The following is an 18,068-nucleotide window of genomic DNA, read 5'->3' as shown; positions in this document are numbered from 1 at the left end:
TGAATTTGCCGTTTGAATTCATATATCTTTTCCTCGGCTACCGCCTTCGCCAGATGTTTATTTTTCATCAACCCTTTTACATTTAAATGTTCCATTACAATACGAGATGGCTTGGTTTTCACAATCTCATTAGAACATTGATGTAAATGATTTGTTCGAATCGCCTTTCGCTTCCATTCTTCTTAGCGTTTCAACATTTACACCAACACGTTTAGCAAATTTCCCAATGGACATTCATTCCATGCGTACCACCTCTCTTTCAATATGATAAAATCACTTTACCCTATTTAGAGAGGTTGCTAACATTTTTATAGTTGTATATATTTTTCTTGTTCACACGAAGGCGCAACCCTTCATGCAGTCTTTCTCTCACGAGTAGACCTCTTATGCTTTCACATAAGTGCAGACTATATCTTCATCTTATCTTCTAATAAGAGCCACATTTTTCTTCCGCCATTCGCTTGCGGTTTTACTCTCCCTCAAGGAGATAGTCGTTGAACGTCTTCCTTATCTCATTAGAGATTTAGGAGTTTCGCTGCTAAACATCCATTGCCAAAGCACTTAGCGCTACCGTTTTCCGTTGTCACGATGATCCTTTACGGACACTGAGTAATTTTTTTCAGCTTATGCCATCCTTGTTGTTTTTTCTGCTTTCGCACCGTTACGTCTGCCGTTTCCAGCTCCGCTTTGGTCACAAGGCTTTAGGAGTTAAAAGCAATTAACGTGGAGTTCGCACCAATCGCTTGATACGAAGGGTATTCTGTTATAAATCTATGTTTCTATACAGGTTTGTATAGTTTGGTTTAAATTTGTTGTAACAGTTTAGTTACCCATCATCACGAGCAGAACTATAGAAACAACTGCCATATAGGCCAATAATACTTGCCCCATTGTTAAGTACTCCTTTATTTTTACTATTTACTACTACTCTAACACAAAAAAGACTGACGAATAAATCCATCAGTCTTGTGAAAGCATTATATCACTAATTATTTAGCAACAGCTTTTTTAGCAGATTCAGCTAATAGAGTGAATGCTGCTGCATCAGTTACAGCTAGGTCAGCTAACATTTTACGGTTAACTTCGATACCAGCAACTTTTAAACCGTGCATTAAGCGGCTGTATGAAAGACCGTTCATGCGAGCAGCTGCGTTAATACGAGTGATCCATAATTTACGGAAATCACGTTTTTTCTGACGACGGTCACGGTATGCATATTGACCTGACTTCATCACTGCTTGGTTAGCAACTTTGTATAATGTATGTTTTGAACCATAGTAACCTTTAGCTAATTTCAATACTTTTTTACGACGTTTGCGCGTCACTGTTCCGCCTTTTACGCGTGGCATATGAATTACCTCCTGCTTTTCATTTAAAAATGAATGTTAGTATTTTTTAGTCAATTATTTCATGTAAACAAGTAAAGATTTGATGCGTTTGAAGTCACCAGATGAAACGATGTTTGCTTTACGTAGGTGACGTTTTTGTTTTGTAGATTTGTTTGCGAATAAGTGGCTTCCATAAGCACGGTCATATTTTAATTTACCTGAACCCGTTTTTTTGAAACGTTTCGCAGCTCCACGGTGAGTTTTCATTTTTGGCATGTCGAATTCCTCCTAAACTGTTCGTCTAATATTATTTCTCGTTCTTTGGTTGAAGAACTAAGAACATGCTTCGGCCTTCCATCTTCGGTTTTTGTTCAACCGTCGATACTTCAGCACAAGCTTCAGCAAAACGATCTAATACACGTTGACCAATGTCTTTGTGTGTAATCGCACGACCTTTGAAACGTAGGCTACATTTTACTTTATCGCCTTTTTCAAGGAATTTAATCGCATTACGTAGCTTCGTTTGGAAATCATGCTCATCGATTGATGGGCTCAGACGAACCTCTTTCATTACGATGACCTTTTGATTTTTACGAATTTCACGGTCTTTCTTTTGCTGTTCAAACTTAAATTTACCATAGTCCATGATACGAGCGACTGGCGGCTTGGCTTGAGGGGCCACAAGGACAAGATCCAAGTTTACACGAGTGGCGATTTCTAGCGCTTCATTACGTGTCTTTACACCAAGCTGGTCACCATTGTGATCGATTAATCGAAGTTCACGTGCGCGAATGCCTTCGTTTACATACATGTCTTTGCTAATAGTAATCCACCTCCAAGTAGTTGTCGCGAATACATGGTTTGGGCAAAGCCTTGCCCGGTTGAACGGTACATCCTCTTGTCATGTCCATAAAAAAAGGACGGACACTAAGATGTCCGCCCGCTATATGTGCATGCGCAAGTCTGCGCAAAACAATTCAACGTGTAATACCTGTTCACAGCCTAAGAGCGTTGTATCAGGTGAGAAGCGGGCAGCCTCTACTTCAACCACAAACTTTGTATTCATTAACCTTAACTATAATAGCATGTACTTTATAAGCTGTCAAATATTTTTTAGCTTATTATTAATAAAGTAACCTAAAAATTTATAATCTAAACTATTATAATGATTCATCTTCATAACGTGAGGTTAATTTCCGTTCCGGCTGGGCGCTTTGTTGCTGCCGCTCCGCTTTCGCACAGATAAAACATTTGCCGCTGCCGCTTCGCTTTCGCGCAGAGCAGAGCTTCCTGGGGGCGTCCGATGAGCCGCTTCACTCGCTTCAGAGTCTCGGGCCAACACGATGTTGGTCACGAAGGCGTTATCACAGGACGTGATGGTTTTAGCCTTCGTTCCTCTTAATCGCTGATCCCCGAGGAGTCGCCAGCCTCCACTCCAATCAACTTATATAAATGGCATTTGTTTTAACAAGTGTCACCCCAACATTTGGTAATAAAATCAATAATATTGTTTTGATAAAATTAAGATTACCCTTCAAAAATTGCCGGCGAATTCTAATTAATCGCATCAACGGCAAAATCATTAAAATTATTTTGTAATTTCTGCTTTAATGTTAGCTAAGAAGTCTTGGAAGCTAATTGTTTCTGAGTCTTTTGAGCCGTAACGACGTACATTTACGCCACCAGCCTCTACTTCTTTGTCTCCGATAACAAGCATATACGGGATTTTTTTCATTTGTGCTTCACGGATTTTGTAGCCTAGTTTTTCTTCACGGTCATCCATTTCAACACGTAAGCCCGCTGCAGTTAATTGCTCTTCAATTTGTTTTGCATAATCAAAGTGTGCTTCATTTGAAACTGGAATAACTTCAACTTGTACTGGTGCTAACCATGTTGGGAATGCACCTTTATATTCTTCGATTAAGAAGGCAACGAAGCGTTCCATTGTTGATACAACACCACGGTGAATAACAACTGGACGATGTGGTTTACCATCTTCCCCAACGTAAGTTAAGTCAAAGCGCTCTGGTAATAAGAAGTCAAGCTGAACTGTTGATAAAGTTTCTTCTTTACCAATGGCAGTTTTCACTTGTACGTCAAGTTTAGGACCGTAGAATGCAGCTTCACCTTCAGCTTCGAAGTAATCTAAGCCAAGCTCATCCATTGCCTCTTTTAACATACTTTGTGCTTTTTCCCACATTGCATCGTCGTCGAAGTATTTCTCAGTATCTGCTGGATCACGATAAGATAAACGGAATGAGTAATCTTTTAAATCGAAGTCTTTGTATACTTCTAAAATTAACTGTACTACTTTTTGGAACTCCGCTTTAATTTGGTCTGGACGAACGAAGATATGCGCATCGTTTAAAGTCATCCCACGTACACGTTGTAAGCCTGAAACAGCGCCTGACATTTCGTAACGGTGCATTGTACCAAGCTCCGCAATACGTAATGGTAGGTTACGATAAGAATGCATGCTGTTTTTGTACACCATCATATGGTGAGGACAGTTCATCGGACGCATAATTAATGTTTCATTGTCCATTTCCATTGGTGGGAAAATAGAATCTTGGTAGTGATCCCAGTGACCAGAAGTTTGGTACAGCTCTTTAGAACCAAGTACTGGCGTATAAACATGTTTATAACCAAGAGATAATTCTTTATCCACGATATAGCGCTCAATAACACGACGGATTGTTGCACCGTTTGGTAGCCATAGCGGTAAGCCTTGACCAACTTTTTGAGAAGTTGTAAATAACTCTAATTCTTTACCGATTTTACGGTGATCACGCTCTTTGGCTTCTTCAAGCATTTGCAGGTGATGTTTTAATTCTTCTTTTTTAAAGAATGCTGTACCATAAATACGTTGTAGCATTTTGTTATCTGAGTTACCTCTCCAGTAAGCACCTGCTAATGAAAGAAGTTTGAACTCACGAAGTTTGCCAGTCGATGGTGCGTGAATACCACGGCAAAGGTCGAAAAATTCACCTTGATAATAAATAGAAACTTGTTCATCTTCTGGAATTGCTTCAAGTAATTCTAATTTGTACTCATCGCCAATTTCTTCATAAATCGCTTGTGCATCTGCACGGCTAACATTTTTACGCTCGATTTCTAGGTTTTCAGCGATAATTTTTTTCATTTCTTTTTCGATTGCTGGTAGGTCTTCAGCAGTGATTGGCGTTGGTGCATCGATATCGTAGTAGAAGCCACCTTCAATAACCGGACCAATACCAAGTTTAACTTCTGGGAATAAACGTTTAATCGCTTGTGCTGTTAAGTGTGCAGTAGAATGACGTAGGATTTCCAGTGATTCCTCATCATCCTGTGTAATAATTGAGATTGTTGCATCCTCTTCAATTGGTGTTTTTAAATCGACTAAGACACCATTTACTTTACCAGCATATGCTTTTTTACGAAGTCCTGGACTAATTGATAATGCTACGTCATCAGTAGATGTACCTTTTGCAAATTCCTTTACAGCGCCATCTGGGAAAGTTAATTTAATTATATCTGACATTTTTTTGCACTCCTTCTAGTTTTGTTGTGATGCATGATTGAAGTCCAAGAATCCCCGGAATTTATCCTTATTCTGCAGGTGTTTGGACACCCACTGAAAAGGAACTACATCCGCATTCATCTCACCACTATTTTCCATTGAATGGAAATAAAAAAAGCTCCGTCCCTACGAAAGGGACGAAGCGTATGCTCGTGGTTCCACCCTTCTTCCTTCCGACTTTTTATAGTCAGACGAAGCTCAAGGCTAGCTAACGGGCTAGGGACCGGCGAAAGATTATCCCTTTCGCTGCTCAGTTGGTAGTAAATAGTGTGCTCGAACTAGGAAGCTTACAGCCAATGACTTCCCTCTCTAAAAGCCGCTACACAAAATTCATGTCCTCATCAATGCATTTTGTAATTTATTATATGTGACAGTATACGCTCGATTGTCGCAAAATGCAACAGTCAATGTTACATACGGCGATTTTTGCCACGCATTTCAATTGGCTCTGTCAAGGCTTTAACACGTTCCATAATACGTCCAGCCTTCACGACTTCAATGTCACCCTTTTGCGACTGTGCTAAATGATGCTCCAACTCATCATAATTAAAATTAGATGTAATGAATGTTGGCAGTTGCTCCGCCATGCGGTAATGGAAAATAGTCCCTAGAATTTCGTCTCGCGTCCAAGCAGTCAGTGTCTCGGCTCCTAAATCATCGAGCATTAGCACTGGTGCCTTTTTTACATAATCTATTTTTTCATTCAACGTATTATCGCCAATTGCATTTTTCATTTCTCGTAAAAATTCAGGCACGAAAACGACTACAGAACGAATTTTGATAGAGGCTAATTCATTCGCAAGTGCGCCCAGTACAAAGGACTTCCCTACACCAAATTTACCGTATAAATAATAACCCTTTGCAGGAAGCTTTCCTGTTTCCAATGTTGCCTTTACAAATTGTGCCGCTTTTTGAGCAATCATGACACGAGATTCATCGTCAATGAGTAAATCTTGAATGGTTGCTTGTAGCACATCCTTCGGCATATGCATACTCGCAATCATATTGGCTACATCACGACGTTCCTCCTCACGCATCTTTTGTTCACATCGTACATAATCAATTTCAACGGTACCCCGGACTACTCGTAAAGATGGTAAAAAACCTTTTAAGTAGTTTGTACAACTTTCCGTATTATCGCAGCCACAGCATACTGTAGATTGACTAATAAACTCGTGGAGCTTCGGTAAATTACGTTCAATTGATTCATAGCTTAACTCATCTGCATGCTCTGCTAAAAATTCTTGCACACGAGGGTTTTCTAAAATTTCTCGACGCATCGCTTCGTAACGTTCTTGAAATGATGGTACATTAATTGCTCTTTTTAATGGTCCATTAATTGGTTCGATTGTCGTTCACCCTCCTTACTTATCACTTTTCCCAAGCATCTCTAATATCTTTTGACGCTCTCGCTCAAAATCTATCGTGCTTGAAGTGTTTTCTTCTTGTTGCTCGTTACGTTTGTAAAACCATTCAGGTACCTTCTCTTCACGTTGATTTCCTGAACGCCCTCTAGCACTTTGATTACTTTTCCTCGGTGTCTGCGGCTTATTTTTCCACGTAGTGTATTTATCATGCTCTTGGCGTGCTAGTTCCATTGCTTCTTTTGCTGTTTGGATATTTTTACGTACCCAATGATCCGCAATCGTTTCCACATATTTTTTAGGTAACTTCATATCAGTTGTTAGCATGACATATTCCAAAAGAGCATTAACAACACCTACTGGCATTCCATGCTGGACAATTAAACTCTCAGCAAGCTGCACGGAGGTCTGCAAAGGTTCTTTGCCATTATTGATATCTCGCAGTACTTGCACTGGAGGAGTCGTTTCTAAATATTGCTGAAGCTCCTGATCCTTTGTTTTTTGGCTTGATTCCTCTATGGATGACGGCTGTTTACTCACTCTAGCAAGTTTTGGTGGTTCTTTTGATACCGTTAGCTTATAAAAATCCGCAGCGGCCTTACGTAAACGTTCCAATGAAATCCCTAAATCATCATCTAATGCAAGAATCACTACTTTTTGCATATCAAGTGCCGTTAAGTGATATAAAAACGCTAATTTTGCGATTGATTCACGTACCTCAAATGTTAGTAGGCTTGCCGGCACTAGTTGCTCCGATAAGCCCGTTTGCAGTAGTTCAAAGTCAAACTGATCAAAATAAAACGGATATACCTTTTGCTGTTTATCCTTATGACTAGTATCAACTTGTAAATCATCTGGAATATTTGTACTTACAGGCTTAAAAACATCTATGAAGGCACGCGATACATCTTTAAATTCTGCATCTCTTGTAGATGGAATAAAACGCTGACGTAACTTCCGATAAGCTTGCTCCCCTATTTTACTAAATAAAAACATCGAGAGCAGTGGGTCTTTCATAAAGCTATCTGCATCAAGTGGACGTATCAACTCATATAAAAAGCTTCGCTGGCCAGCATCTTCTTTTTTCCATGTGCGTAACAGACCAATTGCTTCGAGCGCAATACGTGCCTCAAATACTTTACCAATAGGAAGCCCTAGCACATTCATTAAATAATAATGTGTCATTTGCTGCTTAGACATTTGTTCAGCTTCTGCCCATAGTGTTAAATAAAGGCTGATTGGCTCCGCTCCAATTAAAGGCTGATAAAAAAGCGTTACTAATTGACGTTCCTGCGTAGAAAGTGCATGAGGTAGACGAATGTCAAAAGAATCAGCTGGCTGCAATTCCTTATACAAATGGTTCAACGTCATTCACCCTCTCTGTTTACCTTATAATTTCTGTTCTGTCTGACGTTGGATAATTTCTTTAATTTCTTCAATAAAGACATTGATATCTTTAAATTGACGATAAACCGATGCAAAGCGCACATATGCAACCTCATCGATTTTCGCTAAGCGATCCATTACCATTTCTCCAACATCCTCAGATTGGACTTCGGAATTCCCAATGCGGCGAAGATCTTTTTCAATGGACATTACTAGGCCCTCAAGTACTTCAAGAGAAACAGGACGTTTTTCGCAAGCACGAATAAGTCCACGAAGTACCTTTTCACGGCTAAATTCTTCTCGCGAACCTTCTTTTTTCACGACAACTAAAGGTGTCTCTTCAATTTTTTCAAACGTTGTAAAGCGGAAGCCACATGACTCACATTCACGACGTCTACGAATTTCTTTATTATCATCAACTGGCCTCGAATCTACAACACGCGTTCCGTTAAATTGGCAAGATGGACATCTCATATAATTACTCTCCTGATTTCACAACAATTTAATATCTTTATTATAACAAATTTCCTATGTATAAGAAAAGCGCATTGACGCTAGTGTGCTCATGATAAACCTTGAAAGGAGAAAGTACAAGCATAGATTCTGTTGTCTAACAAAAAAAGCACATTGAAATCACTTGGATTTCAATGTGCTTCAGCCTAACTTCTTTCAGCTGGTGTCCAAACATCCGCTGAAAGAAGTTAGAGCCTCTGATGAATGTCACTGAATCGGAAAAAAGGAGTTCTTTGTGCAAGCACAAAGCCGATTTCGAACGCAATTATGCCGAGGCATAATTGATTTATTATGCATTAACTGTTTCTAAAGCTTTTGCCACTTTTTTAACAAGATCAACTACACGTGCAGAATAGCCCCACTCATTGTCGTACCAAGCAAGCACTTTCACTTTGCGGTTACCCATTACCATTGTAGAAAGTCCATCTACTGTAGAAGAGTAAGTTGTTGTATTGTAATCAGAAGATACTAGAGGCTCAACTGAGAAGTTTAAGATACCTTTCATTGGACCTTCAGTAGCAGCCTTCACAAATGCAGCATTGATAGAATCTACTGTTACGTCAGTATTTAAATCAACTACTAGGTCAACTAATGATACGTTTGGTGTTGGAACACGAAGTGCCATACCATGAATTTTGCCTTCTAATTCTGGTAACACTAATTTTAATGCTTTTGCAGCACCTGTAGATGTTGGAATGATTGATTGTGCGCAACCACGTGCACGACGTAAATCTTTATGTGGATTATCTAAATTCTTTTGGTCATTTGTATAAGCGTGAACTGTTGTCATTAATCCGCTTTCAATTCCAAATGTGTCATTTAATACTTTGGCAACTGGTGCTAAGCAGTTTGTTGTACAAGAAGCATTTGAAATAACATCATGTTTTGCGATATCAAGTTTCTCATCATTTACACCTAAAACAATTGTTACGTCCTCGTTTTTACCAGGTGCTGTTAAGATAACTTTCTTTGCTCCTGCTTCTAAGTGCATTGCTGCTTTTTCACGATCATTAAATTTACCAGTTGCTTCAATAACGATATCCACACCCATTGTTGCCCATGGTAATTTTAATGGGTCACGTTCGCTAATAATTTGAACACGTTTACCATTTACAATTAAAGCATCGCCTGCTGGCTCAATTGTACCCTCGAATGTTCCGTGATTTGTGTCATACTTAATCAAATGTGCTAAAGTTTCAGCTGGATAGCTAGCGTTAATCGCAACGATATTTAAACTTTCTTGCACGATCGCTTGGCGGAAAACCATACGTCCGATACGTCCGAAACCATTAATAGCAACTGATACTGTCATTTATAAAATCCTCCTGTGAGTCATACTCAAATTAATTATATACTTTATGCGAATAGTATAACACAATTTCAAAAAAGATGAACATTATATATTCATAATATTAAAGTTCTTATTTTCTGAAAAATAAAATCGCTTAAATTAATCCTTATTATGGTATAAATCCACAAAAAAATGCATAGCAAAGTGTTCTTGCTACGCATTCGTGTTGTTAAAAAAACAAAATTGGCAAGGAAATCTCGGTGAATGGCATGCCTCTTTAATGTGATTTCCGTTCCAGGCTACTCGCTTTGTCGCTGACGCTTCGCTTTCGCGCAGAGCAGAGCTTCCTGTAGGCGAGCGTCGAGCCGCTTCCTCCGCTAGCGTTGCTACTGCCGCTTCATTAACACTCCGCTTTCACACAGACAAAACCTTTTTGCTATAAAACGACGTGTCAGAGGATACATGCTATGTGAATTAGGTGATTTCCGTTCCGACTGCCGACATAATAAAGTAAAAGGATTCACACACAGTTTTGTGTATGAATCCTTTTTTTGCTCTTTGGCGGGTGGATGTCGATAAAATTCAGAAGTTTGGTGATAAAACGTGAAAGTTAGTCGATAAAGTTTAAAAGTTGGGCGATAAAACGTAAATGTTAGTCGATAAAACTCAAAAGTTTGGTGATAAAACGTAAAAGTGTTCCGATAAAACTCAAAAGTTGGATGACATTTTGTTAAAACGTATGTCATGTGGAATGGAAATCAACTACTCGTTTTGCCGAAGAGCCATACTATTTTTAATGTGACACCTTAATTTCATTAACACAATAGTTTTTCAAAAAATATGAAATGCGTAGCAATATGTCATTGCTACGCATCAAATGATTTTACAAATTTTTAATTAATTACGTTCCAATATGTCAGGATTTTTGTTAATTGGTGCTCTGTTTGTTCTAGATTTTCATTATTATATATAACCGCATGGGCACCTTTTTCTTTGACTGACATAGGTAACTGAGAACGCATTCGAGCTAGTGCATCTTCTTTCGATAAGTTGTTACGCTCCATTAATCGACGAAGCTGTACCTCTTCACTGACCGATACCACGATAATACGCTCGACAAAATGCTGTAACTGACTTTCAAATAAAAGCGGAATATCCATCACAACATGCTTTTCGCCAGCCTCTAAATAAGCATCGCGTTGGCGTAGCATTTCCTGACGAATAGCAGGATGCATAATATCATTTAACATTTTACGCTTGGCAGGTTCGTGAAAAATGATATCGCCAAGCTTGGCACGATTTAAACTACCGTCTTCTAGCAATATATCTTGTCCAAAATTTTCAGCTATTAACTTTAAAGTCTCCGTTCCTGGTTCTACAACATCACGTGCAACAATATCTGCATCGACAATCGGTAAACCAAGTGCTGTCATCATTTTTACTACTGTACTTTTTCCGCTTGCAATACTTCCTGTTAATCCGATAATCATAGTTAAATCCCCTTTAATGTTGACAATTTGGGCAAAAGACTGATGTGCGCCCACCTATCGTCATTTGGCTTGTTGCAGTACCACACGTAGAACATATCTTCTTTCCGTACATTTGCAGTCGATTCTGCATACTTCCAGCCTCACCATTAATATTACGATAATCTGAAATTGTTGAACCCCCAGCTTCAATGCTTTGACGTAAAATCGCGACAATTGCCTCGAATAATGCACGCTTACCCTTTTCACTGATGCGGTTCATCGTGCGTGCCGGATGAATTTTTTGAGCAAATAATGCTTCGGTAGCATAAATATTGCCACAGCCCGAAATAACCTGCCCATCCATAATGACATCCTTAACGGCCTTTTTCTCATATTTCGGTAACTTTGATTTCGCAATAAAATAATCACACGCTATTTCATCGAATGGCTCTGGCGCCATTTTGGTTAATGGTACATGATCTTCAATTTTTGTTAAAAAACGTAGTTCACCAAAGCGGCGTATATCCGAATAAATTAAATAGCCACCATCTGCCATTTGAAATGTAGCATGAATATGCTTTTTAAATTTTGCCTCAAGGATTTCCTCAGGCGAGTTCACCACAAACCATGCACCTGTCATCCCTAAATGACTAACAAGCACATAAGGGACATCCGCTTTTAGCAAATGAAAAAAGATGTATTTCGCACGTCGTTCGACTTTTGTAATCGTCATTTGAGACAAGGATATTTCAAATGCATCAGGCTCAGCTTGCTTCACGATACATTGCTTTCCCTCTCCAAAGGAAAAACGAATAATTTCAGATAGTTGAACCTGTTGAATTGTACGCCCTTCAATTTTAGGTTTTAATGCCTGGACGACACCTTCAACCTCTGGTAATTCAGGCATTTTAACCCCTCCTTATTTTGCTTCGTACCAAGTCGCACCGTAGTTAAAATCTACTTTTAATGGTACTGAAAGCTCGATTGCGTTCTCCATAACCTCTGGTACTATTTTTTCAAGCAATGCAATCTCCTCTTTAGGTGCTTCAAAAATTAATTCATCATGCACTTGTAAGAGGATTTTTGCCTGCATATTTTCTTTTTTCAAACGAGCATCCATATCAATCATTGCTTTTTTAATAATATCTGCTGCACTTCCCTGAATTGGCGTATTCATCGCAGTACGCTCTGCAAAGCTTCGCAGATTGAAATTCGAGCTCGTAATGTCAGGTAAATATCGACGTCTATTTAAAATCGTTGTCACATAACCATTAAACTTCGCATCTTGGACGATATCATCCATATATTGTTTTACACCCGGGAAACTCGCAAAATATTTCTCGATAAATGTAGAAGCTTCCTTACGGGTAATATCCAAGTTTTGCGATAAGCCGTAATCACTAATACCATAGACAATACCAAAGTTTACTGCTTTTGCAGCACGGCGCATATTACTGTCGACCTCATCTTCTGAGACATGGAATACATCCATAGCAGTACGTGTATGAACATCCATACCTTCACGGAAAGCGTCGACTAAGTTTTCATCCTTTGACATATGGGCCAATACACGCAATTCGATTTGCGAATAATCGGCAGAAAATAATATCCAATCTTCGTTCGATGGCACAAATGCTTGACGAATTTTTCGACCTTCTTCTAAACGAATCGGGATGTTTTGCAAATTCGGATCCGTCGAGCTTAAACGTCCTGTAGCAGTTAGTGCTTGTTGGAAACGAGTATGCACCTTTCCATCCTCTTCATGGATTTCCTTTAACAGGCCTTCGATGTAAGTTGACTGTAATTTCCCAAGCTGACGATATAAAAGAATATGCTCAATAATGGCATGCTCTGGTTTTAATTTTTCCAATACATCTGCTGCAGTGGAATAACCAGTCTTTGTCTTTTTAATAACAGGAAGACCAAGTTTATCAAAGAGGATGACACCTAATTGCTTTGGTGAATTAATATTGAAGGCTTCTCCTGCTTCAGCATAAATTGCTTGTTCGATAACAATTAGCTTGTCATTTAATTCCTGACCCATCTTCTCTAATGTGGCACGATTGACCGTGATTCCCTCACTTTCCATTTCCCCTAAAATAGAAGCAAGCGGAAGCTCTAAATTTTTATAGAGTTCAAACTGTTCGTTTTCCTTTAACAATGCCTCAAGCTTCGGCTGTAAAGACCACACAGCAAAGGCTTTGCGGCTGGCATGCTCAGAAAGTGCGTCAATGGCAGGTATAGCTCGTTTCGCGCCTTTACCATAAACAGTCTCATTTGCCTGCACGTTACGATAACCTAGTTCTTTCGCAAGTGTTGCCACATCATCTCCACTTAGCGCAGGATTATTAATATAAGAAGCAAGTAATAAGTCAAATTCCACACCAGCCAAACGAATTCCCGCACGTTTTAACGCAGCCTGAGATGCTTTTGAATCAGACATATACTTTATTTTAGTAGCATCTTCTAACCAAAGACGAAGGACATCTGATTTAGCCGCAATATCAAACGGCACATACATTGTTTTCGCTCCATCTGTTAGTGCAATGCCTAGTTGCTGACATGTATGATAATGCTCATCCTCTAGCTCCAAATGCACTGCCATTACATCTTTTAAATGCTCTTGTTTTACTTCTTGTACAATTTTATAGTCAAAAGGTGCTTGTTCCTCTTCTTGGACAGTAAAATCACTTTTCTCTAGCAATGATTTAAAGCCAAGCTCTTGCCACACGCTAATTAATTCTTCTTCATTCGGACCATTATAAATAAGATCCGAAAGCGTTATTTCAATCGGTGCCTCTGTAAAAATGGTAGCTAGCTTTTTACTCATTAGTGCCTGTTCTTCATTGGCAACTAATTTTTCTTTCATTTTAGAAGCCTTCACTGTATCCATTGCCGCATAAAGGGACTCCACTGAACCATGCTCTTTAAGTAATTTAACAGCCGTTTTTTCACCGACACCTGGTACACCAGGGATATTATCTGAAGAATCCCCCATTAAACCTTTCATATCAATAATTTGTTGGGGAGTTAATCCGTATTTTTCTGCAATAAATTCTGGTGTATTTCTTTCAATTTCAGTAATGCCTTTTTTAGTAATATATACTGTTACTTGCTCAGTCGCGAGCTGTGTTAAGTCACGATCTCCTGATACGACGATGACGTCCATATCATGTGATGAAGCTTCTTTGGCAAGTGTCCCTATAATATCGTCCGCTTCGTACAGTTCAAGCTCATATCGCTTAATACCATAAGCATCGATAAGCTTACGTATATAAGGGAACTGCTCAGATAATTCTGGTGGAGTCTTTTGTCGACCACCCTTATATTCCGTAAATGTTTCATGTCGGAAGGTTGTTTTACCCGCATCAAAGGCAACCAAAATTTTCGTTGGCTGCTCTTCCTCTAATATTCTTTGTAGCATTGTTGTAAAGCCGTACACTGCATTCGTATGAATTCCACTATCATTCGTCAATAATGGCAACGCAAAAAACGCGCGATATGCTAAACTATTGCCGTCCAATAATAGCAATTTTTCCTTTGTCATGATTTTATCCTCCTGCGTTTTCGTCTTCTTAATTGTAAAACGAAAACGTATGTTTGAAAATGCCTCTTCCTTTTACTTTATCGAGAAAACGGGTATTTTACCAATCATAACGTTGAAAATCGCCAAATTTTCTACATCAATAGCTTAGGATTGACTGCACAAAAAAAGCCAATCACGCGTTGTAATTGACTTCATCTATGTTATTCACTGGCTTTATTAGTTTTTTCTTTACGATAAAAAATCTCTTCATATAGGACTGTCAAAATAAAGGCATTCATAAAGGCAAATACTAAAAATAATGGCATACCACCAAGCTGTGGATGTGTAAGCTCTGTATTAAACACCATGACAGTGCCGATTTGCGCTAAGAAGAAAATAAAGCCAATCCCTACTTGCCATATAGGACGTTTAACCTTGCGTTTCTCGTACAAAAATATTCTTTTAAATATCTTGCGTACATCCTCAGCAATAACTAAACCTAATAAAAACAAAATGACAAAAAATACTGGTATATGATAAACACTTTTTGTGATCCATGCAAAATCTGATAGACGGAAGAAAAGTGTAAATAACGATGCAATACTACAGGCTATTCCCAAATTTTGGAGCCACTTGCTAATTTGCAACTTCACAACTATTACCCCCTTTTTTTATTTCTCGAACAATATCATTCTATCAGATAATAGTCATAAACGAAACACAAAATTATATATTTCTATCATTTTCATAACATAACATCTATAATTGAAAGATATTTATAAAAACATGATTAAAAATCCCTAAAACCAGACTAGAAAAATTAAATAGTATATAAGATTGCAATTATAACTAGATCACTCTTAAAAAGCAGCTTCACTTTTCTTATTTTGAAGAATTTTTTATCAACGAAAGTACCGATACCTTCTAAATATCATGAAAACTGAGATATATTATCGGATTCATTAAACATTTCTTCTATAAACTGCTCATTAGAGATTATATTTATTGTAAACGTATGCCATGCATAAGTTGATTGGAGTGGAGACTGGGCGACTCCTTGGGGATCAGCAATAGAGGAACGAAGGCTAAAACCATCACATCCTGTGATAACGCCTTCGTGACCAACATCGGTGCTGTTGCTGTCACTTTGTTGCACTACGTTTTCGCACAGAATGAAACCCTTTTGCTGCCGCTACGTTAGCACTACGCTTTCGCGCAAAAAACATCTGTTGGCCCGAGACCCTGGAGCGAGCAAAGCGAGTGAAGCGGCTCATCAGACGCCCCCCAGGAAGCTCTGCTCTGCGCGAAAGCGAAGCGTCAGCGGCAAATGTTTTATCTGTGCGAAAGCGAAGCGTCAGCGGCAAATGTTTTATCTGTGCGAAAGCGAAGCGTCAGCAACAAAGCGCCCAGTCGGAACGGAAATCAACCCCACGTTATGGTTAATGAGTCTTAAACCAGTAACTAATATGTAGAAATATATCGCCAGTTTCATAAATGTAAAAAAGCCGTCTCAAAAAGTTTGAGACGACTTCATATGCTTATCCCTGCAAGAATAATAGTGTTATTTTATATAGCCTGATAATATTTTTGCATATGGTGAAGTGGATGGTAAAATAATGACCGTATCTTCCCCTACAGTTTTCTTATATGATTCTAATGTACGGTACAATGAGTAGAATTCAGGGTCTTGAGAGAATGATTTATTGTAAATCTTAGCCGCTTCTGCTTCACCTTCCGCTTGAATCAATGCTGCATCCTTTTTCGCTGTTGCGAGCATTTCTTGAACTTCCTTATCTGTTTGAGCTTCGATACGGCGTTTCTCCGCATCACCTTCTGATAGGTATTTTTGCGACATTGATTCACGATCCGAAATCATATTTGTAAAAACGGATTGCTCATTTACAGTTGGCAAGTCGATACGACGAATACGAACATCTATTACTTCGATTCCATACTTATCATTCGAAAGCAACTCATTGACACGTGCAGTTACCTGATCGTTGATACTCCCACGTGAAGAATCTTCATCATTAATAATCGCCTTATATTCTATTCGACCAAGCTCTGAACGAATAACTGAATAAATAAACTCTTCCATACGTGATTCAACTTTTTCTATTGTTCCTGCGTTTGAAATTAGTTGCTTTGGATCTGTTATATGCCAAACTGCATAATTATCAATAATAATTCGTTTTTTATCCTTTGTATTAATTTCTTCTTCAGAAACTTCATACGTCATTTGGTTTTTTGGTAGCTTCGTTACGCTTTGAATAAATGGAACCTTTATCTTCAAGCCAGGCTCACTCTGAAATTTCACTACTTCTCCAAACTGTCTAACAACTGCGTATTCGGATTCTTTAACTATATAAACATTAGTAAATAATATTAAAGCAATAGCAAAAACCGCTGTAAATGTTACGGCAAGAGAAATATATTTTTTCGGATTCAACGGGCCTTTTTTCGACATTTTGACCACATTATCCACTGTACCCTCTTCTTTTGGAGCAGTATTTTTGGATTTACCTGATAAAAAATTGAGGAATTTTTCAAGATCCTTATTTTTTTGGTCCATTAGTTACCGCCCCCTTCTTTTTTCTCCTCTTTTGGTGTTTCCTGTGCAGCAGGTGTCTCCTGTTTCCCAGGTTGCAAAGCTTGAAGAGGCAAGTATTTCATTGTACTGCCATCATCATTCATAATATAAATTTGTGCTTTCGGTAAAACATTTTCAAGCGTTTCTAAAATTAAACGCTCGCGTGTAATTTGTTTATTTCCCTTATATTGCTCATACATTTTATTAAAGACAGCTACATCCCCTTGAGCCTGCTCAATACGGGCTGTTTTTTCACCTTGAGCCTTCGAGATAATAGCATCCTTTTCACCTTCAGCCTCATTAGTACGCTGATTATTATATTTTTTTGCTTGATTAATTTTTGTATTTTTCATTTCACGTGCGTCTGTAACAGCTGTAAAGGCTGCTCGCACATCTGCGTTCGGTAACTCAACATCCTGTAGTTTTACCCCTAAAACACTAATACCAATATCGTATTTTTCAATAAGAGAAACGAGTAAATCTCGTGATTTTGCTTCTATGTCCGCTTTTCCCTCTGTTAACGCAGCGTCGATTTTTGAACTCCCAATAATTGATCGAATTGCACTCGACGTAGCGCTATGTAATATTTTTTCTGGATCTTGTGAGCTGAATAAATACTTTTTCGGTTCTGTAATCTTCCATTGAACGACAAGGTCTGTTAAAACAATATGCTCATCCCCTGTAATCATTTTCGTTTCAGCATCATAAGCTTCCAATTCTCCATTTTTATCTTGCTTATAGCCAAACTTTAAACTAAATGTTTCCTTCGATAATACCTCAACCGATTGTACAGGCCAAGGTAATTTAAAATGTAAACCTGGTTCTGTTACTGTATTATCGGCACGACCGAACGTAATGACAACTGCTTGTTCTGATTCATCTACCGTGTACCATGATGTAAATACCGAAATAAGTGCAACAATCCCGAAAATGCCAAGTCCCACCATCATTAGTGACCTTTTCACACTCATGTCTTATCCTCCCTTAAGCTTAGTACTTATGTATACGGGGCACCTCTTAAAAAGTTTCAAAATATTTTAAT

15 protein-coding genes and 2 pseudogenes are annotated in these 18,068 nt (G+C 38.6%); all 17 read right to left on the bottom strand.

The features are described 5' to 3' along the window. Positions 1–161: pseudogene (locus tag ACQKOG_RS11935) on the bottom strand (RNA-guided endonuclease InsQ/TnpB family protein); the annotation flags it as partial. Beyond that, positions 160–234, bottom strand: a pseudogene (locus ACQKOG_RS11930) (IS607 family transposase); the annotation flags it as partial. The pseudogenes ACQKOG_RS11930 and ACQKOG_RS11935, both read right to left, overlap by 2 nt. A 755-nt stretch (positions 235–989) precedes the next feature. Further along, on the bottom strand, positions 990–1,349 hold the full coding sequence (gene rplT / locus ACQKOG_RS11925; RefSeq protein ID WP_370041477.1) for a 50S ribosomal protein L20: 360 nt from the start codon (positions 1,347–1,349) through the stop codon (positions 990–992). Between the two features lie 54 nt (positions 1,350–1,403). Continuing rightward, positions 1,404–1,604 carry a 50S ribosomal protein L35 gene (rpmI, locus tag ACQKOG_RS11920; protein ID WP_004226312.1) on the bottom strand — a complete coding sequence of 67 codons (201 nt, stop codon included), beginning with the start codon at positions 1,602–1,604 and terminating at the stop codon, positions 1,404–1,406. A gap of 31 nt (positions 1,605–1,635) precedes the next feature. Continuing rightward, entirely contained in the window at positions 1,636–2,139 is a 504-nt protein-coding gene (gene infC, locus ACQKOG_RS11915) for a translation initiation factor IF-3 (RefSeq protein ID WP_025114499.1), read from the bottom strand. 777 nt (positions 2,140–2,916) lie between these two features. After that, entirely contained in the window at positions 2,917–4,848 is a 1,932-nt protein-coding gene (thrS, locus tag ACQKOG_RS11910) for a threonine--tRNA ligase (protein ID WP_370075643.1), read from the bottom strand. 449 nt (positions 4,849–5,297) lie between these two features. Beyond that, a complete protein-coding gene (dnaI, locus tag ACQKOG_RS11905) occupies positions 5,298–6,227 on the bottom strand; it encodes a primosomal protein DnaI (protein ID WP_370075829.1) in 930 nt (309 codons plus the stop codon). Between the two features lie 24 nt (positions 6,228–6,251). After that, a complete protein-coding gene (locus ACQKOG_RS11900; protein WP_370075645.1) occupies positions 6,252–7,622 on the bottom strand; it encodes a replication initiation and membrane attachment family protein in 1,371 nt (456 codons plus the stop codon). An 18-nt stretch (positions 7,623–7,640) separates the two neighbouring features. Further along, positions 7,641–8,111, bottom strand: a complete 471-nt coding sequence (nrdR, locus tag ACQKOG_RS11895) for a transcriptional regulator NrdR (RefSeq protein WP_370075647.1) — start codon at positions 8,109–8,111, stop codon at positions 7,641–7,643. A gap of 328 nt (positions 8,112–8,439) precedes the next feature. Next, the gene (locus ACQKOG_RS11890) at positions 8,440–9,462 is read right to left on the bottom strand and encodes a glyceraldehyde-3-phosphate dehydrogenase (RefSeq protein WP_370075649.1); all 1,023 of its coding nucleotides are present in this window, start codon (positions 9,460–9,462) and stop codon (positions 8,440–8,442) included. A gap of 872 nt (positions 9,463–10,334) precedes the next feature. Further along, positions 10,335–10,931, bottom strand: coding sequence for a dephospho-CoA kinase (gene coaE, locus ACQKOG_RS11885; protein ID WP_370075651.1), 597 nt, complete (start codon positions 10,929–10,931; stop codon positions 10,335–10,337). A gap of 13 nt (positions 10,932–10,944) precedes the next feature. After that, positions 10,945–11,817, bottom strand: a complete 873-nt coding sequence (gene mutM / locus ACQKOG_RS11880) for a DNA-formamidopyrimidine glycosylase (protein ID WP_370075653.1) — start codon at positions 11,815–11,817, stop codon at positions 10,945–10,947. Between the two features lie 12 nt (positions 11,818–11,829). Then, entirely contained in the window at positions 11,830–14,457 is a 2,628-nt protein-coding gene (polA, locus tag ACQKOG_RS11875; RefSeq protein WP_370075655.1) for a DNA polymerase I, read from the bottom strand. A gap of 200 nt (positions 14,458–14,657) precedes the next feature. After that, positions 14,658–15,089, bottom strand: a complete 432-nt coding sequence (locus ACQKOG_RS11870; protein WP_370075657.1) for a DNA polymerase I — start codon at positions 15,087–15,089, stop codon at positions 14,658–14,660. A gap of 489 nt (positions 15,090–15,578) precedes the next feature. Next, positions 15,579–15,710 (bottom strand): hypothetical protein, encoded by a 132-nt coding sequence (locus tag ACQKOG_RS11865; protein ID WP_402868395.1) that lies wholly within the window; start codon positions 15,708–15,710, stop codon positions 15,579–15,581. A gap of 287 nt (positions 15,711–15,997) precedes the next feature. After that, entirely contained in the window at positions 15,998–17,008 is a 1,011-nt protein-coding gene (gene hflC, locus ACQKOG_RS11860) for a protease modulator HflC (RefSeq protein WP_402868393.1), read from the bottom strand. Continuing rightward, a complete protein-coding gene (hflK, locus tag ACQKOG_RS11855; RefSeq protein ID WP_402868391.1) occupies positions 17,008–17,997 on the bottom strand; it encodes an FtsH protease activity modulator HflK in 990 nt (329 codons plus the stop codon). The genes hflC and hflK overlap by 1 nt, the downstream gene beginning before the upstream one ends. Positions 17,998–18,068 lie beyond the last annotated feature (71 nt).

It is taken from the genome of Lysinibacillus sp. NPDC093216, assembly GCF_050280325.1.
GTDB lineage: Bacteria > Bacillota > Bacilli > Bacillales_A > Planococcaceae > Lysinibacillus.
This window is presented reverse-complemented; position numbering and strand designations above follow the sequence as displayed.